A 17,457-nucleotide genomic window follows, 5' to 3' on the forward strand; every position below is an offset into this window, starting at 1 on the left:
CGACGCCCCGCCGGGCACCGGCGGGGCGGGGTGGGGCGTCGGGTCGTCAGCGGGCGACGGCCGCCCGGGTTGCGGGGGCGGGCGCCGGGGTGGGCGCTGGCACCGGTGCCGATTCGGGCGCCGGGGCGGTCCGTCGGGCCGGGGCCTGGCCGACCAGCAGGGCGCCGAGCGCCAGCAGCAGGCCGAGCACCTGCCACGGGGTGAGGGTCTGGCCGAGCACGACCAGGCCGCCGATCGTGGCCACCACCGGGTTGATCAGCCCCAGGAAGGAGACCGGCCCGGCGCCGAGCCGCTCGATGCCGCGGAACCACAGCACGTACCCGACCGCGGTGCTGAGCAGCCCGAGGTAGGCGAAGCCCGCCAGGTTGGCGGCGCTCAGGGCCGGCGGCGCGCCCTCGACCAGCGCCGCGAGCGGGACCAGGAAGACCGAGCCGGCCAGCAGCTGCCAGGCGGTGAGGTCGACCATGGTGGCGCCCTCCGGGCGGCCCCAGCGGCGGGTCAGGACGGTGCCCATGGCCATCAGGCCGATCGCGGTGACCATCGCGGCGATCCCGACGCCGTCCAGCTTCGCCCCGCTCTTGAGCACCAGCAGGGCCACCCCGGCGACCCCGACGAGTCCGGCGAGCACCGCACGGCGCCCGGGCCGGACCCGGAGCACCCCGATCGAGAACCCGGCGACCAGCAGCGGCTGGATCGCCCCGATGGTGGCCGCGACGCCGCCGGGCAGGCGGTAGGCGCCGACGAAGGTGAGCGGGAAGAACAGCCCGATGTTGAGCATCCCGAGCACCGCCGCGCGCCCCCACCAGCGCCCCTTGGGCAGCTTGCGGCCGATCAACAGCAGCAGCAGCCCGGCGGGCAGCGCCCGCAGCGCGGCGAGCAGCAGTGGACGGCCCTCGGGCAGCAGCTGCGTGGTGACCAGGTAGGTGGTGCCCCAGGCGGCCGGGGCGAGTGCGGCGGTGGCGGCGATGGCTGCGCGCTTGCGGTCCATGGTGATCCCGATCCCCTCAACGTTGACTATCTGAACGTTGAGATATTTCTACGCCTGAGATCGGCGAACGTCAAGTATGTGAATGTTAAGATATCTGGACCGGCAGCCCACCGGCGCAGCAGTCCCGCAGACCCGCAGTCCAGCAGTCCGAAGGAGATGACAGGCCATGCAGCAGCGCGACACCGTCGACGACATCGCCGAGCAGTGGGCCAGGAACCGCCCCGACCTGCCCCTGGAGGCCATGGCCCTGATCGGCCGGCTGCGGCGGCTCAACGTCCGGGTCGACAACGCCCTGCGCGACTACTTCCTCACCTGCGGCCTGGACCCCTCCGAGTTCGACGTCCTCGCCACCCTCCGCCGCTCCGGCGAGCCCTACGAGCTCAACGCCCGTGCCCTGCTCAAGTCCGCGATGGTCACCTCCGGCGCCATCACCAACCGCGTCGACAAGCTCTCCGCCAAGGGCCTGGTCGAACGCAACCCCTGCGCCACCGACCGCCGCGCCGTCCTGGTCCGCCTCACCCCCGCCGGCAAGGACCTCATCGACGCCGCCCTGCCCGGCCACATCCGGAACGAGGAGAGCCTCCTCACCGCCCTCGACGCCGACGAACGCGCCCAGCTCGACACCCTGCTGCGCAAGCTCCTCATCGCCCACGGCGACACCGAACCGCTGATCGGCTGAGCCGCCGCCGGCGCCCCCTGGGCGGATCGCGTGTCCACGACCTTCCCCGCCGCGTTAACCCTCTCGGGACGACGTAGCGGAGGAGAAGGCCGATGAAGCACAAGACCCCCAGGGAGATCGCCGTCGACGACCAGCTGCGGGCGGCCGGGGCGGAGGGCGCCCAGTGGCTCGCCGCCGCCGGCTGGGGGCCGCCGGTCAAGGTGCCGCTGCAGAACGCGGCCAAATGGCAGCGGGAGACCCGGGAGCGGATGCTCGCCTCGCAGGAGGACGAGTCCTGCACCTGGTGCGACCACCTGCTGTACGGCGGCCCCCAGCCCGTCGTCGTGCACGCCGAACACCCGACCCACCTGATCTGCCGCGCCTGCTCGATCGCCGCCCGCCCCCACCGCCGCTGCGCGGACTGCGGCAGGCCCGCCGGCTCGGCCTCCCCGCTCGACGGCCGCGAGGACGTCTGCATGGGCACGGTGGCGATCTACACCCGCCTCCGCTGCCCCGCCTGCTTCCGCCGCGACCCGCTCAACGGGACTTTCGGCACGGGTGGGGGCTGAGTCGGCCTTGTTCTGGCTCAGGCACCTTTCGGCCGCCGAACGGCGCGAGTTGGTCGCCGATCTGCGTCGAGTGCTGATCGAATGGCGCGCCACCGCCCGAGTGCTCGCGGATCCCGAGCTGACGGCAGAGCTCAGCAGGCCCCTCCCCGGCGACGACCACGGCGAGGTGGTCGGGCCGTGAGTCGAGGCGCGGGTCAGAGCTGAGCGACCAGCGCGTAGCGCTCGTCCGTCACCGGGCCGCCCCACAGCTCCGCGTCCCCGCTGAGCGGCTCGACCCGCAGCTCCGTCACCAACGGGCGCACCGCCGCAGCGAGTTGGTCCGCGTCCACGCCGCCGCCCCAGGGCAGGTGTTTTGCCCCGGCGACGTACGGCTCCGGCTGCTCGCCCGCCTCGCGCCAGCGGCCCTCGACCAGCACCAGCCGCCCGCCGGGGCGCAGCAGCCGCACCCAGGCGCGCAGCGCTCGCTCCGGTTCGGGCAGGGTCCAGATCAGGTGGCGCGACAGGACCACGTCGAAGCCGCCCTCCCGCACCGGCGGCGCGCCCGCGTCCCCCACCAGGAACCGCCCCGCCAGCCCGGCCGCCGCCAGCTTCGCCCGGGCCCGCGCGACCATCCGCGGTGCCAGGTCCACCCCCGTCACCCGGTGCCCGTCCGCGGCCACCAGCTCCGCCAACGACCCCGTCCCGCACCCGACGTCGAGCACCTCCACCGGCCCGCCCGGCAACCACCCCCGCACCCGCCGCCCCCACGCCGCCCGCGTCGCCGCCGCCCGCAACCCGTGGTCCGGCTCCTCGTCGAAGGCCGCCGCGGCCGCGTCCCAGTAGTCGGCGATAACCCGCCCGGAGTCCGTCATGCCGCCCATCCTCCCCGCCCCCACCGACATCCGGCCCGGATCGGTGCGCCAGGGTCGCTAGGGCCTGTCCGGCGGATCTTGCCGGGCGCGCGACCCGCCCCCAGCCTTCGGCCGGGAGGTGCCCCCAGGCATCCCGCCTGGATGCACGGCCGAACCGCCCAAGTACGTCCAGTACGAGGCCGACTCGGGCGCACGCCCAGCCGGGCGCCCAACGCCGCGCGCTGATCCGCCAAGGTCCGCCGGACGGGCCCTAGCCGCCGATCGAGACGGGGATGCCCCGGCGGTCGCCGGACAGCGATCGGCGGATGGCGTTGACCAGTTGGACCTGGGCCCGGGCGGTCGGCTGTCGGGCCTGTTCGAACTCGTCGGGGCTCAGCGGTGCGGTCAACGGGTCGCGGGTGCGCGCCACTTGGTCGAGGAAGGTGTCGACGGCGTGGTCGAACCTGTCGATCTCGGCGGCGACTTCGGCCGGGGCGATGAGGCCGGCGTGCACCAGGGCCGTGCTCCACTCGCCCCAGTCGTAGTCCCAGCCGCGCCGCTCGCTGTGGGCGCGCCTGAGTTCCATCGTGAACTTGGCGTAGTGCGCGAGCAGTTCCCGGTAGGCGGCGAGCTGTTGGTCCCGTGACCATTGGCGGTCCTGGGCGCGACGGGTGACGAGGCCGCCGGCCACGACGCCCACGGTCGCGGAGAGCGCTCCGGCCGCCGTCGTCACCAGAACGTCCAGCATCGCGCCTCCCCGGGGTGCGTCCGTCGGTAGCGGTCCCAGGGTAGGCGTCGCGCGGTGCCGTGTCCGGCGGCTTTCCGCTGCTGCTCCCCGCCCTCAGGCTCCGGTGCGGAGGGTCGGGGGCTGCCAGCCGTAGATCGCCGTGGTGCGGCTGAGGAGGGTGCGGGTGGGGAGGAGGCCGGCCAGGGTGAGGGCGGTGGTGCGGAGGAGGGTGGCGGCGGGGGTGCGGAGGGCGACCAGGTTGCCGGTGCGGCGGGAGGCGGTGACCACGGCGGTGGTGCGGGGGAGGCGGGCGGCGGTGTAGGCGGGGAGGGTGGTGACGGGGTCGGTGGCGGGGGTGAGCGGGGCGGCGAGGACGAGGGCGTCCTCGATCGCCTGGCAGGCGCCTTGGCCGAGGAAGGGGCACATGGCGTGGGCGGCGTCGCCGAGGAGGGCGACCCGGCCGTGGTGGTACGCGGGCAGGGGGTCGGCGAGTTCCCGGACGTCGTTGCGGAGCAACCGGTCGGGTGCGGCGAGGGCGAACAGCTGGGGGACGGGGGCGCACCAGTCGCCGAAGTGCTGCTGGAGTTCGGCGTGTTCGTCGGCGGCGCGGTCGCCGGCCGGGGCGAGGGCGGCGCCGTAGACGTAGACCCGCTGGTCGGCGAGCGGGACGATCCCGGCGAGCCGGCCAGGGCCCCAGACCTCGCCGGCCGCGGCCGGTCGGGCCCCGGGGCTGACGATGGCGCGCCAGGTGGTGAAGCCGCTGTAGCGCGGGCCGGGGTGGTGGGGGAAGAGCAGGCCGCGGGTGGCGGAGTGGATGCCGTCGGCGGCGACGACGAGCGCGGCCTCCCGGTCGCCCTCGTCGGTGCGGACGACGGCGGGCCGCCGGTCGTCGCCCGGGTCGGTGACGGTGGCGGGGGAGCCGGTGCGGACGGTGCCTTCCGGCAGGGCGTCGACCAGGGCGGCGATGACCTCGGCGCGGGCGACGGCGGCGATGGTGTCGCCGAAGTGGGCCTGGACGGCGGCGCTGCTGGTGCGGACGAGCCAGCGGCCGGAGGGGTGGCGGATGCCGACGGCGGGGTGGGCGGTGGCGCGGGCGCGCAGCCGGGGGCCGACACCGAGCCGGTCGAGGGCGCGCAGGGCGTTGGGGGCGAGGGCGAGTCCGGCGCCGACGGGCTCCAGCGAGGCGGCGCGTTCGTGGACGGTGACGGGGATGCCCTGCCGGTGGAGGGCGAGGGCGGCGGTGAGGCCGCCGATCCCGCCGCCGATGACGATCGCCTGGTGCTGGCCCATGAGGGGGCTCCTGTTCTCCCACGATCCTGGCCACTACAGCTGTAGTGGCCGCTGCTCCAGCACCGTACTACACGTGTAGTGAGCCGTAAACTACGGCTGTAGTGAGCTGGCTGGTCCCCGAGGAAAGGCCATGATCGAACCCATGACGCCCCCACGCCTGACGTCCCCGGGCCTGACGCCCCCGCGCCCGACCCTGATCGCCGACGCCGCCATCGACCTGATCGCCGAGGCCGGCCTTCGCGGACTCACCCACCGCGCCGTGGACGACGCCGCCGGACTGCCCGCCGGCTCGACCTCCAACCTCGCCCGGACCAGGGCCGCCCTGCTGGAACTGGTGCTCACCCGGATCGTCGAGCGGGAGACCGCCGACTACCCGGTCTTCGCCGAGGAACAGCACCCCCGAGCGGCCGCACCGGCCCGCGCACTGCTGGTCGAGGTCGGCGCCGAGGTGCTCTTCCAGGCCCTCACCAGCGGCCGCAGGCTCACCCTGGCCCGCTTGGAGCTCGCCCTGGAGGCCACCCGCAGGCCCGAACTGCGCGCCGTCTACGACCGCCTGGGCGCCCGCTTCGCCCAGCTCGGCGCCGTCCTGCTCGCCGCCGCCGGCTCCACCGACCCCGAGGGCGACGCCCGCCGGCTGATCCGCTGGTGCGACGGCGTGCTGTTCAACGCGACGGCCGGCAGCGGGCACTGGCACGTACCGATGCCGGAGGAGCTGCGTGCGGAGATCGACCGCTACCTCGCCGCCCTGCTGGGCCGGTAGGGCCCGGGTCGCATCGGCCCTATACTCCGTGTGCTCGATCAGCCAGGGGGAAGCATGCTGAGTTCGCTCGAAGTCGTCGTACTGCTCATGATCGGTGCGGCGCTGCTGCTGCGACTGGCGACGCTGCCGGTGCTGGTGCGCGCCCAGACGGCCGCCCGCCGAAGGGCGTTGGCCGCCACCGGCGTGGACGCGGGCTCGGGTGCGCCGGGCGGGGTCGGCGCCACCGTCGGCGAGTTGGTGCTGGGCCTGCTGGGCATCGCCGGGGTGATGGTGTTCCTGTCCGCCAACGTCGCGGGCAACATGACCTTCAGGGGGCTGGGGCAGCCGTTCGACCCCGCCAACTCCAGGTACATCGCCTACCCGACGCACATGGACCGCAGCCTGGCGCAGACCCTGTACATCGCGGTCTTCGTCGTCTGCCTGCTGCTCGGCCTGCTGCTCTGCTACCTGACCCAGCGCAGGCTGCTGACCACCGACCTGCCCCCGCAGGCCTGGTCGGCGGGCGCGACCCAGGCCCGGGTGGTCGGCCTGCTGGTGCTCCGTGCGGTGCTCGCGGTGTTCGTCCTGCCGGCCGCCCTGGTCGTTCCGGCGCTGGTGTTCCAGCTCGTCGCCTTCTTCGTGAGCCGCCGGCCCAGGCAGGTCGGTGCGGAGTCGGGGAGCGCCCCGGAGGCCGGGGCCGCCCAGGCGTTCCAGGCGTACCTGGACGCGCAGAACCCGTACGCGCCCACCGCCCAGCCGCCGGCCACCCCGCCGCAGGGCCCGTACGTCCCCCCGCAGTTCACCCCGCCGGCCCCGCCCGCCCCGCCGACCCCGCCCGCCCCGCCGGTGGTGTCGGCCCCGCCCGTCGGCAGCCCCCTCACCCCGCACGAGCCCCGGACGATCGGCGGCTACCAGCTGCTCGGCCGGATCGGCGCCGGCGGCATGGGCACGGTCTACCTCGCCCAGCGCCAGGGCTCCGCCACCCAGGTCGCGCTCAAGACCATCAACCTCGAACTCCTCAACGACGACGACCTGTTGCGCCGCTTCCAGCGCGAGGCCGAGGTGCTGGCCATGGTCCCCGGCGCCTACACCGCCCGGGTGCTCGACACCGGCGTGGACGCCGGACGCCCGTACCTGGCCATGGAGTTGCTGGACGGCCGCCCGCTCGACGCCCACCTGCGCGAGCAGGGCCCGATCCGCTCCGCCGAGGCGCTGCGCGCCCTGGCGCTGGCGCTGGCCGTGGCACTGTCCGGGGTGCACCGGCTCGGCCTGGTGCACCGGGACCTCAAGCCCGCCAACATCATGCTGACCACGGCCGGCCCGCGCCTGCTGGACTTCGGCATCGCGGCGATCGTGGACGGCACCCGGCTGACCGCCACCGGCGGCGGGCCGGGCACCCTGACGTACATGGCGCCGGAGCAGTTCGGCGACGAGCGGGTCGGTCCGGCGGCCGACGTGTGGGCCTGGGCGTGCTGCGTGGTCTGCGCGGCGTACGGCGTCAGCCCGTTCGCGGCGACCAACACGGGCGCGGTGATCCGCCGGATCGTGGAGAGCGGGCCCGAGCCCACCGCGCTGGCGGCGGTCCAGGCCCTCGACCCGGCGCTCGCGGCCGTCGTCGCCCGTGCTCTGACCATCGACCCGGCCCAACGCCCGGCCGACGGTACGGCCCTGCTGGCCGCGCTCGCGGCCGCCCAGACCACGGCGCCGGACCCGGCGGCCGTCCACGAGCAGATCACCCGCGGCTGGCAGACCCTCACGCTCTGATCCGGACCCGGGACCGTCAACCGGGCCGCTGCGCCGACCGGGTGGCTTCCTGTCGCCCGTCCGGGTGGCGGCCGGGCCGAGAGGGCGACTCGGAACATCCGCTCACGAACGAAGATCCCGTGTCCCACCAGGGAAGCGGCCGCTTTCACCCGGATCGACGCGCGCGATCACGGATCGTAGTCATCCGCCCGTCGGCGTGATGGGATGCGCCCCGGCCACCAGGCCACCCCGGAACCGACCTCGGAGACTCCGTTGCAGCGACCCATCACCGTCAAGAGCTCCCTCGCCCTGGCCGCCGCGGCGCTCACCGTCGGCGTGGTCGCCGCGCTGAGCATGCCGGCCGTGGCCGCCGACACCCAGCCCCAGGCCGCCACCCACCGCTCGACCAGGGCGGTCCAGGTGCCGGACATGATCCTCGACAGCACGGGCACCGCCAACCCCGGCAGCGTCTCCCAGGGGGTCGGTCACGCCTTCGGCAGCAGGGCCGTGATGAAGGACGTCGACGGCAAGACCCTGGGCACCGCCTACGCCAACTGCGGCAAGGACGCGACCGGCACGACCACGGACGAGGTGCTGTGCACGAGCATCTTCAAGTTCACCGACGGAGCCCAGATCGCCCTCGACGCGGTCATCCCGATCCCGCATTCGGGGGCCGCCCCCAAGGAGTTCGACGGCATCGTCACCGGCGGCACCCTCAAGTACGAGGGCCTCACCGGCAGCGCCCACTTCACCCCCAGCTCCGTCGGGGTCTACGAGGTCACCTTCAGCTGACCACCCGGACCGCACCCCGCACCCCGCACCCCTCGACCCCGCTGCCGGGTCGAGGGGTGCGGGGTGTGCGGGGCGTGCGGGACGAAACGCACCCGGCCCTACCAGCCACAGACCAACGGCTAGCCCGCGACCCCCACCGTCACCTCGGCCTCGTGCCGCACCGGGAAGTTGACCGAGTTGGCGATGAAGCAGCCCCGGTTCGCCGCCGCATGCAGGGTGAGCGCCCGCTCCACCATCCCCGGTTCGGCGACCTCGACCCGCGGGTGCAACACCACCGAGGTGAAGCGGCAGCCCTCCGGGGTCACCGCCATGGTGCCCGCCGGCCGGTCGACGTAGGAGGTCACCACGACCCCGTTCACCGCGCACTGGTGCAGGTACGACAGCAGGTGGCACTGGGCGAGCGCGACCAGCAGCAGCTGCTCCGGGTTCCAGCGTGCCGCGTCACCGCGGAAGGCCGGGTCGGCGGAGCCGGGGATGCCCGGCAGGCCCTCGGCCGACACCTCGACGTCACGGGCGTAGGCGCGGTAGTCGCTGGTGCCGGTGCCCCGGTTGCCGGTCCAGTTGATCTCGGCGGTGTACTCGTACTGCCTGGCCATGGGCGCGTGCCTCCGCGGGAAGGGGATGTCCCCGGACAGTCAACCGCAACGGGCCGCCCGCGCGGGGCTCATCGGGGCCGCCGCCAGGCGTGCCAGGACCGCGTCGGCGCAGTCGTCCACCGAAGCCCGCGAGGTGTCGACCACCAGGTCGTAGGACACGCCCTCGTGCACCGACTCCGCCTGTACGGCGGCCATCCCGGCGACCCGGTCGCCGCGCGCGGCCTCCCGGGCCGCGGCCACCGCCGGGTCGCAGCGCACGCCGACCCAGAGCACGTCCAGGCCGTCCAGCGCCGCGCGCCACCGCTGCTGGGAGGCGGCGCCGCCGAGGAACACCTCGTCGACCAGGACCGGGGCACCGGCCCGGGCCATCGCCGCCACGCCGAGCGTCCAGGCGGCGTCCAGCCGGGCGAAGGCCGGCCCGACCTCCACCGTGCCGTCCCCGTCCGTCAGGCCGCCGATCCCGCCGTCGCCGCCGAGCAGCCACGGCGGCAGCGCGTCCACCATGGTGTCCGCGCCGAGGTGCAGCCACGGCTCCGTCAGCAGCTCCTGCAAGCGCCGGGCGATGCTCGACTTCCCGGAACTGGAGCCGCCGTTGAGCACGATCACATCCATGCGCGCATCCTAAAGAGGAAAGCCCTCAGGACGCCCCCGAATTGAACGCCGCCGCCGCTCCCGCGAACGACTCCGCCAACCCGGGTGCCCCGGCCCAGTGCAGGTGCAGGTACGAGGCGTGCACGTTGCCGCCCGCGAACCCCTCCATCCGCGGCCCGGTCGGCAGGCGCCAGCCCCAGGCGGGCTGTTCCCCGGCACCCGGTTCGCAGACCGTCCGGTGGAACTCGTGTCCGCGCAGCCGGGTGCCGGCGGGGGCGAGCGGGGAGTCGTGCAGGGCGACGGCCTCCCGGTAGCCGAGGGTGAGCCGCTCGGTCATCCGGGCGTCGGTGTCCAGCACCCCGCACATCGGCAGGCCGTCCAACTCACGCCCCAGGTACAGCAGTCCGGCGCACTCCGCAGCGACAGGACCGCCCGCCGCCGCGAAATCCCCGATGGCCCGCCGCAGTTCGGCGTTCCCGCTCAACTCCCGTACGTACAACTCCGGGAACCCGCCGCCGATGACCAGCCCGGCGGTGCCCTCCGGCAGCGCCGAGGCGTGCAGCGGATCGAACGGGACGACCTCCGCGCCCGCCGCGCTGAGCAGTTCGGCGTTCTCGGCGTACGAGAACGAGAACGCCGCGCCGCCCGCCACCGCGATCCGCGGCCGCCCGCCGACCGGCGTCACCTCCACCGCGGCGTCCCACGGCTCGGCGTCCAACTCCGGTGCCGTACGCGCGAGTTCCAGCACGGCGTCCAGATCCACCGAGGACGCCACCAGCTCGCCCATGTCCGCGACGGCCTTCAGGGCCTCCGCCGAGCGCTCCACCGCCGGGATCAGCCCGAGGTGCCGGGACGGCGTGGCCACGGCCGCCGAGCGGCGCAGCGCGCCCAGCACGGGCACGCCGGAGCCCTCCTCCAGGGCCTCCCGCAGCAGCTGCTCGTGCCGGTCGGAGGCGACCCGGTTGAGGATCACCCCGGCGAGCCGCACCTCCGGGTCCCAGGAGGCGAAGCCGTGCACCAGCGCGGCCACCGAGCGGGACTGCGAGGAGCCGTCCACCACCAGCACCACGGGGGCCCGCAGCAGCTTGGCGACGTGCGCGGTGGACGCCAACTCCCCACGCCCGGAGGCCCCGTCGAACAGGCCCATGACGCCCTCGACCACCGCGACGTCCGCCCCGGCCGCGCCGTGCAGGAACAGCGGCGCGATCCGTTCCGGCCCGCACATGAAGGCGTCCAGGTTGCGGCCCGGGCGCCCGGCGGCGAGCGCGTGGTAGCCCGGGTCGATGTAGTCGGGGCCGACCTTGTGCGGCGACACCGCCAGCCCGCGCGCGGCGAGCGCCGCGATCAGGCCGGTGGCGACGGTGGTCTTGCCGGCGCCCGAGGAGGGCGCGGCGACCACGATGCGGGGGACGTTCACAGGCGCGAGGACGTTGCTCAAGAGGTCACCACTCGATACCGCGCTGGCCCTTGCGGCCGGCGTCCATGGGGTGCTTGACCTTGGTCATCTCGGTGACCAGGTCGGCGACTCCGGTCAGCGCCTCGGGCGCGTACCGGCCGGTGATGACGACGTGCTGGCTTCCCGGACGGTCCTTGAGCACCGATACGACCTCCTCCGGGTCGATCCAGCCCCAGTGCATCGGGTAGGTGAACTCGTCCAGCACGTAGAAGCGGTAGGTCTCGGCGGCGAGGTCGCGCTTGACCTGCTCCCAGCCCTCCTTGGCCGCCTCCTCGCTGGTCATCTCCTGCTCGGCGGAGCGCTGGATCCAGGACCAGCCGGAGCCCATCTTGTGCCAGTCGACGGTGCCGCCCTCGCCGGAGGCGCCGAGCACGCGCAGCGCGTTCTCCTCGCCGACCTTCCACTTGGCGGACTTCACGAACTGGAACACCCCGACCGACCAGCCCTGGTTCCAGGCCCGCAGCGCCATGCCGAAGGCGGCCGTGGACTTGCCCTTCCCGGGGCCGGTGTGCACGGCGGTGATCGGCTGGGTACGGCGCTGGCGGGTCGTCAGACCGTCGTCGGGAACGCTCTCGGGGACACCCTTGGGCATGTCGGCTCAGGCCGCCTTTCGGATCGAGGTGGAGACGGGTCGGTTCGCGCGGACGAGCGAGGCCACGCCCTCCGCGCGCAGCTCGTCCAGGCTGACGGCGCTGCCGCCGAGCAGCCCGGCCAGGGTACGGGCCAGGCCCAGTCGGACCGGCCCGGACTCGCAGTCCAGCACCACGCTCGCGGTGCCCTGGGCGGCGAACAGCGCGGCCGCCCGCTGGGAGCGGGCGAGCGCGTCCCGCCCGCCGGTGGCCCGGCCGTCGGTCACCACGACCAGCAGCGGGCGCCGGTTCGGGTCGCGCAGCCGCTCGACCCGCAGCACCTCGTGGGCGCGCAGCAGGCCGGCCGCCAGCGGGGTGCGTCCGCCGGTGGGCAGCGTCTCCAGCCGGGCGGCGCCGACCTCCACCGAGGAGGTGGGCGGCAGCGCCAGCTCGGCGTCCGCGCCGCGGAAGGTGATCATGCCGATCTTGTCCCGGCGCTGGTAGGCGTCCATCAGCAGCGACAGCACCGCGCCCTTGACGGCGGTCATCCGCTGCCGGGCGGCCATCGAGCCGGAGGCGTCCACCACGAACAGCACCAGGTTGGACTCCCGCCCCTGGCGCACCTGTTCGCGGAAGTCGTCCTTGTGCAGCACCAGTGCCCGACCGGCCCGCCCGCGCGCCACCTGGTGCGGCGCGGCGGCCTGGAGAGTCGCGGTCAGGTGCAGCCGGCTCAGCGTGCCCTGCGGACGGCGGGCCCGGATGGTGTGCCCGCCGGTGGTCTCCGCGGGGGAGCGGCGGCCCTGGGCGCCGTGGCCGGTGCCCTGCACGGTGAACAGCCGCGTGCGGTACGGATCCCCGGCCGCGACCGGCGCCGACTCCCGCGCGGGGGAGGGGTGTTGGGCGGGTACGGGCTGCGGCCCGGGCGCCTCGGTGTCCTCGGGGGTGGAAGCCTCCGGGGTGCCGCCATCGGTCGGCTCGGGCGCGCCCCCGCCCTCCGGGCCACCGCCACCCGGGCCACCGTCCCCACCGCCGTCCGGACCGTCCCCGTCACCCTCCGGCCCGTCACCCTCCGGCTCCGGATCCGGCTCGGTCTCCGGCTCGTCCGGCTGGGTGTGCTCCTCCAGCGTGCGGTCCAGCTGCTCCTCGTCCAACCCCGGGGCGTCGAAGGGGTTCCGGCGGCGCCGGTGCGGCAGGGCCAGCTGGGCGGCCTTGCGGACGTCCTCCTCCAGCACCTCCGTCCGCCCGGCCCAGGCGGCCAGCGCGACCGCGGTGCGGGCCATCACGATGTCCGCGCGCAGCCCGTCCACCTCGAACGCGGCACACACAGCCGTGATCTGACGCAGCGCCACATCCGTCAGCTCGACCTTCGGCAGCAACTCCCTTGCCACCGTGATGTGTTCGGCGAGCGCCCGCTCCTCCGCCGCGAACCGCTCCGCGAAGCCCGCCGGGTCGGCGTCGTAGGCGAGCCGGCGCCGGACCACCTCGGCACGCTCCGCCGGATCCCGGGTGGCGGCGATCTCGACGGTCAGGCCGAAGCGGTCGAGCAGCTGCGGCCGCAGCTCGCCCTCCTCCGGGTTCATGGTGCCGACCAGCAGGAACCGCGCCGCGTGCCGCACCGACACGCCCTCGCGCTCGACGTACGAGCGGCCCATCGCGGCGGCGTCCAGCAGCAGGTCCACCACGTGGTCCTGGAGCAGGTTCACCTCGTCGATGTACAGCACACCGCGGTGCGCCTTGGCGAGCAGCCCGGGCTCGTACGCCTTGACGCCCTCGGCCAGCGCGCGCTCCAGGTCGAGCGAGCCGACGATCCGGTCCTCGGCCACGCCGACCGGCAACTCGACCAACTGGGACGGCCGTTCGCGACTCTCAACAGCGGCGTGCGGCCCGTCCGGGCACTGCGGGTCCGGCGCGGCCGGGTCGCAGGCGAACCGGCAGTCGTCCACCACGGCGATGGCGGGCAGCAGCCCGGCCAGCGCGCGCACCATGGTCGACTTGGCGGTGCCCTTCTCGCCGCGCACCAGCACGCCGCCCACGGCCGGGGAGACCGCGTTCAGCAGCAGCCCGAGCCGCAGGTCGGCCATGCCGACGATCGCGGTGAAGGGATAGCGGACCTCACTCATGCGTCACTCCCAGGTGCCCCGGGCGGGAGGAACGGCAGCGCTCCGGCCGCCGGCACCCCGCCCTCGATCAGCTTCCACAGCGCGTCGGTGTCCGCGTGTTCCTCGATCAGGTCGCCCAGCCGGTCCAGCCGGGCCTCGCGTGCTGCGGCGAAGGAGGTGTCCGGCGCCGGTACGAACGCCCGGCCCGCCAAGTCCGCGACCTCGCGCAGGAGTTCACGACGGAAGCCGTCGTTCTCCAGCGCGCCGTGCCAGGTGGTGCCCCACACCGAGCCGACCCGACAGCCGTCCAGGAACGGAGCGCCCCCGTCCACCGCCACCACCCCGTGGTGGATCTCGTAGCCCTCGACCCGCTGCCCGTACGCCTCACCGACCGGCCGTGCGAGCACCTTCTCGACGCCGAACCGCACGTCCGTCGGCAGCAGCCCCAGCCCGTCGACGACACCCGCCTTCGACTCCACCTCGTCCTCGATCGAGCGGGCCAGCATCTGGTAGCCGCCGCACACCCCGAGGACCGGCAGCCCGGCCGCCGCCCGCGCCTTCAGCGCCGGCTCCAGGCCGCGCTCGCGCAGCCAGGCGAGGTCCGCCACGGTCGCCCGGGTGCCGGGCAGCACCACCAGGTCGGCGTCGGCCAGCTCCTCCGGCCGGGTCGCCCAGCGCACCAGCACGCCCGGCTCCTGGGCCAGCGCGTCCAGGTCGGTGAAGTTCGACAGCCGGGGGAAGCGCACCACGGCGACCCGCAGCACGTCCGCCCCCAGCGGCCCGGGCCCGTCCACCCGGTCCACCACGGTGGACAGGTCCAGCGAGTCCTCGGCGTCCAGCCACAGGCCCGACAGCATCGGCAGCGTGCCCAGCACCGGCCGGCCGGTCAGCTCGTGCAGCATCTCCAGCCCGGGCGCCAGCAGCCGGGCGTCGCCGCGGAACTTGTTGACGAACCAGCCGGCCACATGCCGCTGGTCCTCCGCCGACAGCAGCGCCAGCGTCCCGTACATCGCGGCGAACACCCCGCCGCGGTCGATGTCCCCGACCACCACCACGGGCAGCGCGGCGGCCGTGGCCAGGCCCATGTTGGCGATGTCCCGGTCCCGCAGGTTGATCTCGGCGGGCGAGCCGGCGCCCTCGCACACCACCACGTCGTAGCGGGCGCGCAGATCCGCCAGGCACTCCAGCGAGCGCTCCAGCAGGACGGGCTTGCGCTCCCGGTAGTCCAGCGCGCCCACCTCGGCCACCGGTTTGCCGAGCAGCACCACCTGGCTACGGCCGTCCGCGCCCGGCTTCAACAGCACCGGGTTCATCGCCGCCTCCGGCTCCACCCGGGCGGCCTGCGCCTGCATCGCCTGGGCGCGGCCGATCTCGGCGCCGTCGGCGGTGACGAAGGAGTTCAGCGACATGTTCTGCGCCTTGAACGGCGCCACCCGCACGCCCTGGCGGGCCAGCCAACGGCAGATCCCGGCCGTCACCACGCTCTTGCCCGCGTCCGAGGTCGTCCCCGCGACCAGCAGTGCGTTCGTCATTCCCCGCCCTTCTTCCTCATCAGCATGCGCAGCAGGACGTGCCCCGCGACCGTCGTACCCAGCGCCAGCGCGCCCACCCGCCGGGACAGCGTGCAGGCCCGCTCGATGTCGTCCACCGTCACCGGCCGCAACTCCGCACCCAGCAAGGGCCGGTGCTCCACCCGCCCAGGTTGCTCCGCACTCGCCTCCGGGCGCTCCTGACCCGGAGCCGACGTTCCTCGCTCCGGCGCTCCCTCCTGCGTCGGTCGCTTGTCGCTCGTCGCTTTCGGCTCCGGCGCGCCCTTCGGCTCGTGCGGGTACTGCAACGTCCCACCCAACCGGACCCCGACCGCCCCGGCGAAAGCCGACTCGGCCTGGCCCGCGTTCGGGCTCGGGTGCGCGGAGCCGTCCCGGCGCCAGACCCGCCAGGCGGTCCGGGGCTCGGGCGCGGCGGCCACCGTCAGCAGGGCCGTCAGCCGGGCGCCCGGCCAGCCCGCGACGTCGTCCAGCCGGGCCGAGGCCCAGCCGAAGCGGGCGTAGCGTGGCGACCGGTGGCCCACCATCGCGTCCAGCGTGTTCACCGCGCGGAAGGCGAGCAGCCCCGGCGTACCGGCCATGGCACCCCACACCAGCGCGTTCACCACCGCATCCGCCGTGTTCTCCGCCACCGACTCGACCACCGCCCGGGCGATCTGCTGCCCGTCCAGCGCGCTCGGATCCCGCCCGCACAGGTGCGGCAGCCGCTCCCGGGCGGCCGCCAGGTCACCCGCGGCGAGCGAGCGGCCGATGGTGCGCGCCTCCCGGGTCAGCGAGGTGCCGCCGAGCACCGTCCAGGTCGCCGCCGCGGCCAGCGCGGCCCGGCCCACCGGACGGCGCCCGACCGTACGGTCCAGGGCCAGCGCGCCGGCCGCGACCGCACCCACGCACAGCGCGGTGTACCCGGTGCCGGCCGCCCGGTCGTCGCGCCACAGCCGCCGCTCCAGTCGGCCCGCGGCACTGCCGAACAGGGCGACGGGGTGGCCGCGGCGAGGGTCGGCGTACCGGGCGTCGGCGGCGTAGCCCGCGACGGCGCCCACCGCGAAGGCGGCGGCCCGGGTCAGCGGGCGCACAACAACGAAAAGCTGGGAATCCAACCGGGCTGGGCAGCCTGCATCGCGTGGGTGTCCTCACTCAGGGTCCGCGCCCTGGATCGACGTACCGGCGGCGAGAGTCTCCTGGCTTCCGGGTCGGACGCACCCCCGGGCCTTCCAGCGGCTCCTGACGGTCCGCCGTGGCATTTCCGAACGTGCTCCCCGGTGACAGTGGCGGGACCGCGCCGGACTCGCACCGGCTTCCTCTCCATGCCTCCGTTTGGCCCCAGGATCCCATCACGCGCCCGAACCGGGAGTCAACCGAGGTCACGGAGGGGTTGGTCACACGAACCGCACACCCCCACCCTGTGCGATCGCCCAGCGCCGCGAACGCCCCAGCACCCCCGCTTCGTGCGTTCGACGGCTGGGGCCGCACCGCAGGCCGCGCCTACGGTTCGCCCATGCGCCGCAGAAAGCCCCCCGCCGTCGCCCCCACCCCGGTGCCGTTCTCGCCGGAGGCCGCCCGCGCCCACCGGGCCGGCCTCGGGCTGACCCCCGAGCAGGTCGCCGAGGGCATGGCCGCACACGGCGTCCGGCTGCTGCCCGGTCACGTCCTGGCCTGGGAGGACGGCGTGCTGCACCCCGGCGAAGCCGAGTTCATCGCCCTGGCCCGCGCCCTCTGGTGCCCGGCCGCCGCCCTGATGCCCGGCCACCCGGTGAGCCTGCGCGACCACCGCCTCGCCCGGGAACTCCCCCCGGAGACCGTCGCCGAACGGGTCGGCATGCCCCTGCCCACCTACCGTCAGGCCGAACTCACCGGCCACTGGGACGGCGACCCGGACCAGACCCACGCCCTCGCCCAAGTCCTGGGCCTACGCCTCACCGAACTGGTCGAGGCCACCGGCCGCCGCGAGGCCCTCGACCGCCTCCTCCGCCAATGCGTGACCGGCCGCTGGCAACCCCACCTCCGCCCGCTCGCCGCCCTGGTCCCCGTCCCCGAACCCGACCTCGCCGCCGTCCTCCCCCTCCTCGCCCAGGAACACCACATCCCCTCCCACTGGGGCACCACCACCCAACCCACCACCCCCACCCCACCCCTCACCCCCCGCTTCTGGCAGCTCCTCAGCACCCACCACCCCGCCATCCCCGTCTGACCGACCCCACCCACCCCCCCTTTACGGGCGCGCGGGCCCCGCCCCGCGCGCCCACCACCAAAACCCACCCACCCC

At 74.9% G+C, this 17,457-nt stretch carries 18 protein-coding genes and 1 riboswitch; of the genes, 7 read left to right on the forward strand and 11 right to left on the reverse strand.

The genetic code is table 11. From position 1 onward, the window contains the following. Nucleotides 1–46: 46 nt before the first annotated feature. On the reverse strand, nt 47–988 hold the full coding sequence (locus tag ACFVXG_RS23340) for an EamA family transporter (RefSeq protein ID WP_387930312.1): 942 nt from the start codon (nt 986–988) through the stop codon (nt 47–49). Between the two features lie 166 nt (nt 989–1,154). On the opposite strand from ACFVXG_RS23340, the gene ACFVXG_RS23345 reads away from it, so the two are divergent. From ACFVXG_RS23345 to ACFVXG_RS23355, 3 genes are all read left to right on the forward strand, one after another. After that, nucleotides 1,155–1,667, forward strand: coding sequence for a MarR family winged helix-turn-helix transcriptional regulator (locus ACFVXG_RS23345; RefSeq protein WP_387930314.1), 513 nt, complete (start codon nt 1,155–1,157; stop codon nt 1,665–1,667). Nucleotides 1,668–1,759: 92 nt separating this feature from the next. Then, on the forward strand, nt 1,760–2,215 hold the full coding sequence (locus ACFVXG_RS23350) for a hypothetical protein (RefSeq protein WP_387930315.1): 456 nt from the start codon (nt 1,760–1,762) through the stop codon (nt 2,213–2,215). Between the two features lie 7 nt (nt 2,216–2,222). Beyond that, entirely contained in the window at nt 2,223–2,396 is a 174-nt protein-coding gene (locus tag ACFVXG_RS23355) for a hypothetical protein (protein WP_387930316.1), read from the forward strand. A 13-nt stretch (nt 2,397–2,409) separates the two neighbouring features. Here the strand turns inward: ACFVXG_RS23355 and ACFVXG_RS23360 are convergent, their stop codons facing one another. The 3 genes from ACFVXG_RS23360 to ACFVXG_RS23370 form a co-directional block, all read right to left on the reverse strand. Further along, nucleotides 2,410–3,066, reverse strand: coding sequence for a class I SAM-dependent methyltransferase (locus ACFVXG_RS23360; protein WP_387930318.1), 657 nt, complete (start codon nt 3,064–3,066; stop codon nt 2,410–2,412). A 250-nt stretch (nt 3,067–3,316) separates the two neighbouring features. Continuing rightward, nucleotides 3,317–3,793, reverse strand: a complete 477-nt coding sequence (locus ACFVXG_RS23365; protein ID WP_387930320.1) for a hypothetical protein — start codon at nt 3,791–3,793, stop codon at nt 3,317–3,319. A gap of 93 nt (nt 3,794–3,886) precedes the next feature. After that, complete coding sequence (locus ACFVXG_RS23370) at nt 3,887–5,062, reverse strand: FAD-dependent monooxygenase (protein WP_387930321.1); 1,176 nt, start codon at nt 5,060–5,062, stop codon at nt 3,887–3,889. A gap of 130 nt (nt 5,063–5,192) precedes the next feature. On the opposite strand from ACFVXG_RS23370, the gene ACFVXG_RS23375 reads away from it, so the two are divergent. The 3 genes from ACFVXG_RS23375 (at nt 5,193) to ACFVXG_RS23385 (ending at nt 8,336) form a co-directional block, all read left to right on the forward strand. Next, nucleotides 5,193–5,822, forward strand: a complete 630-nt coding sequence (locus ACFVXG_RS23375; RefSeq protein WP_387930323.1) for a TetR/AcrR family transcriptional regulator — start codon at nt 5,193–5,195, stop codon at nt 5,820–5,822. Between the two features lie 54 nt (nt 5,823–5,876). Then, nucleotides 5,877–7,565, forward strand: coding sequence for a serine/threonine-protein kinase (locus ACFVXG_RS23380; RefSeq protein ID WP_387930324.1), 1,689 nt, complete (start codon nt 5,877–5,879; stop codon nt 7,563–7,565). A gap of 252 nt (nt 7,566–7,817) precedes the next feature. Then, entirely contained in the window at nt 7,818–8,336 is a 519-nt protein-coding gene (locus tag ACFVXG_RS23385; RefSeq protein ID WP_387930326.1) for a hypothetical protein, read from the forward strand. Between the two features lie 119 nt (nt 8,337–8,455). On the opposite strand, the gene ACFVXG_RS23390 is transcribed toward ACFVXG_RS23385, so the two are convergent. Genes ACFVXG_RS23390 through ACFVXG_RS23420 form a run of 7 tightly spaced genes read right to left on the reverse strand, consistent with a single transcriptional unit; the run spans nt 8,456 to nt 16,267 of the window. After that, nucleotides 8,456–8,932 (reverse strand): OsmC family protein, encoded by a 477-nt coding sequence (locus ACFVXG_RS23390; RefSeq protein WP_387930328.1) that lies wholly within the window; start codon nt 8,930–8,932, stop codon nt 8,456–8,458. 39 nt (nt 8,933–8,971) lie between these two features. Next, on the reverse strand, nt 8,972–9,544 hold the full coding sequence (locus tag ACFVXG_RS23395; protein ID WP_387930329.1) for a chloramphenicol phosphotransferase CPT family protein: 573 nt from the start codon (nt 9,542–9,544) through the stop codon (nt 8,972–8,974). A 25-nt stretch (nt 9,545–9,569) separates the two neighbouring features. Beyond that, entirely contained in the window at nt 9,570–10,961 is a 1,392-nt protein-coding gene (locus ACFVXG_RS23400) for a cobyrinate a,c-diamide synthase (RefSeq protein WP_387930331.1), read from the reverse strand. Between the two features lie 4 nt (nt 10,962–10,965). Further along, a complete protein-coding gene (gene cobO, locus ACFVXG_RS23405; protein ID WP_387930333.1) occupies nt 10,966–11,571 on the reverse strand; it encodes a cob(I)yrinic acid a,c-diamide adenosyltransferase in 606 nt (201 codons plus the stop codon). Between the two features lie 6 nt (nt 11,572–11,577). Next, entirely contained in the window at nt 11,578–13,668 is a 2,091-nt protein-coding gene (locus ACFVXG_RS23410) for a putative cobaltochelatase (RefSeq protein ID WP_387930335.1), read from the reverse strand. After that, nucleotides 13,665–15,179: a cobyric acid synthase gene (locus tag ACFVXG_RS23415; RefSeq protein WP_387930337.1), complete on the reverse strand. Its 1,515-nt coding sequence runs from the start codon at nt 15,177–15,179 to the stop codon at nt 13,665–13,667. The genes ACFVXG_RS23410 and ACFVXG_RS23415 overlap by 4 nt, the downstream gene beginning before the upstream one ends. Continuing rightward, nucleotides 15,176–16,267: a cobalamin biosynthesis protein gene (locus tag ACFVXG_RS23420; protein WP_387930339.1), complete on the reverse strand. Its 1,092-nt coding sequence runs from the start codon at nt 16,265–16,267 to the stop codon at nt 15,176–15,178. Before ACFVXG_RS23420 ends, ACFVXG_RS23415 begins: the two co-directional genes overlap by 4 nt. Nucleotides 16,268–16,365: 98 nt before the next feature. After that, a riboswitch (cobalamin riboswitch) is annotated at nt 16,366–16,496 on the reverse strand. A gap of 193 nt (nt 16,497–16,689) precedes the next feature. On the opposite strand from ACFVXG_RS23420, the gene ACFVXG_RS23425 reads away from it, so the two are divergent. Beyond that, complete coding sequence (locus ACFVXG_RS23425; RefSeq protein ID WP_387930341.1) at nt 16,690–17,382, forward strand: transcriptional regulator; 693 nt, start codon at nt 16,690–16,692, stop codon at nt 17,380–17,382. The last annotated feature ends 75 nt before the right edge of the window (nt 17,383–17,457 follow it).

The organism is Kitasatospora sp. NPDC058162 (assembly GCF_042884005.1).
Lineage (GTDB): Bacteria > Actinomycetota > Actinomycetes > Streptomycetales > Streptomycetaceae > Kitasatospora.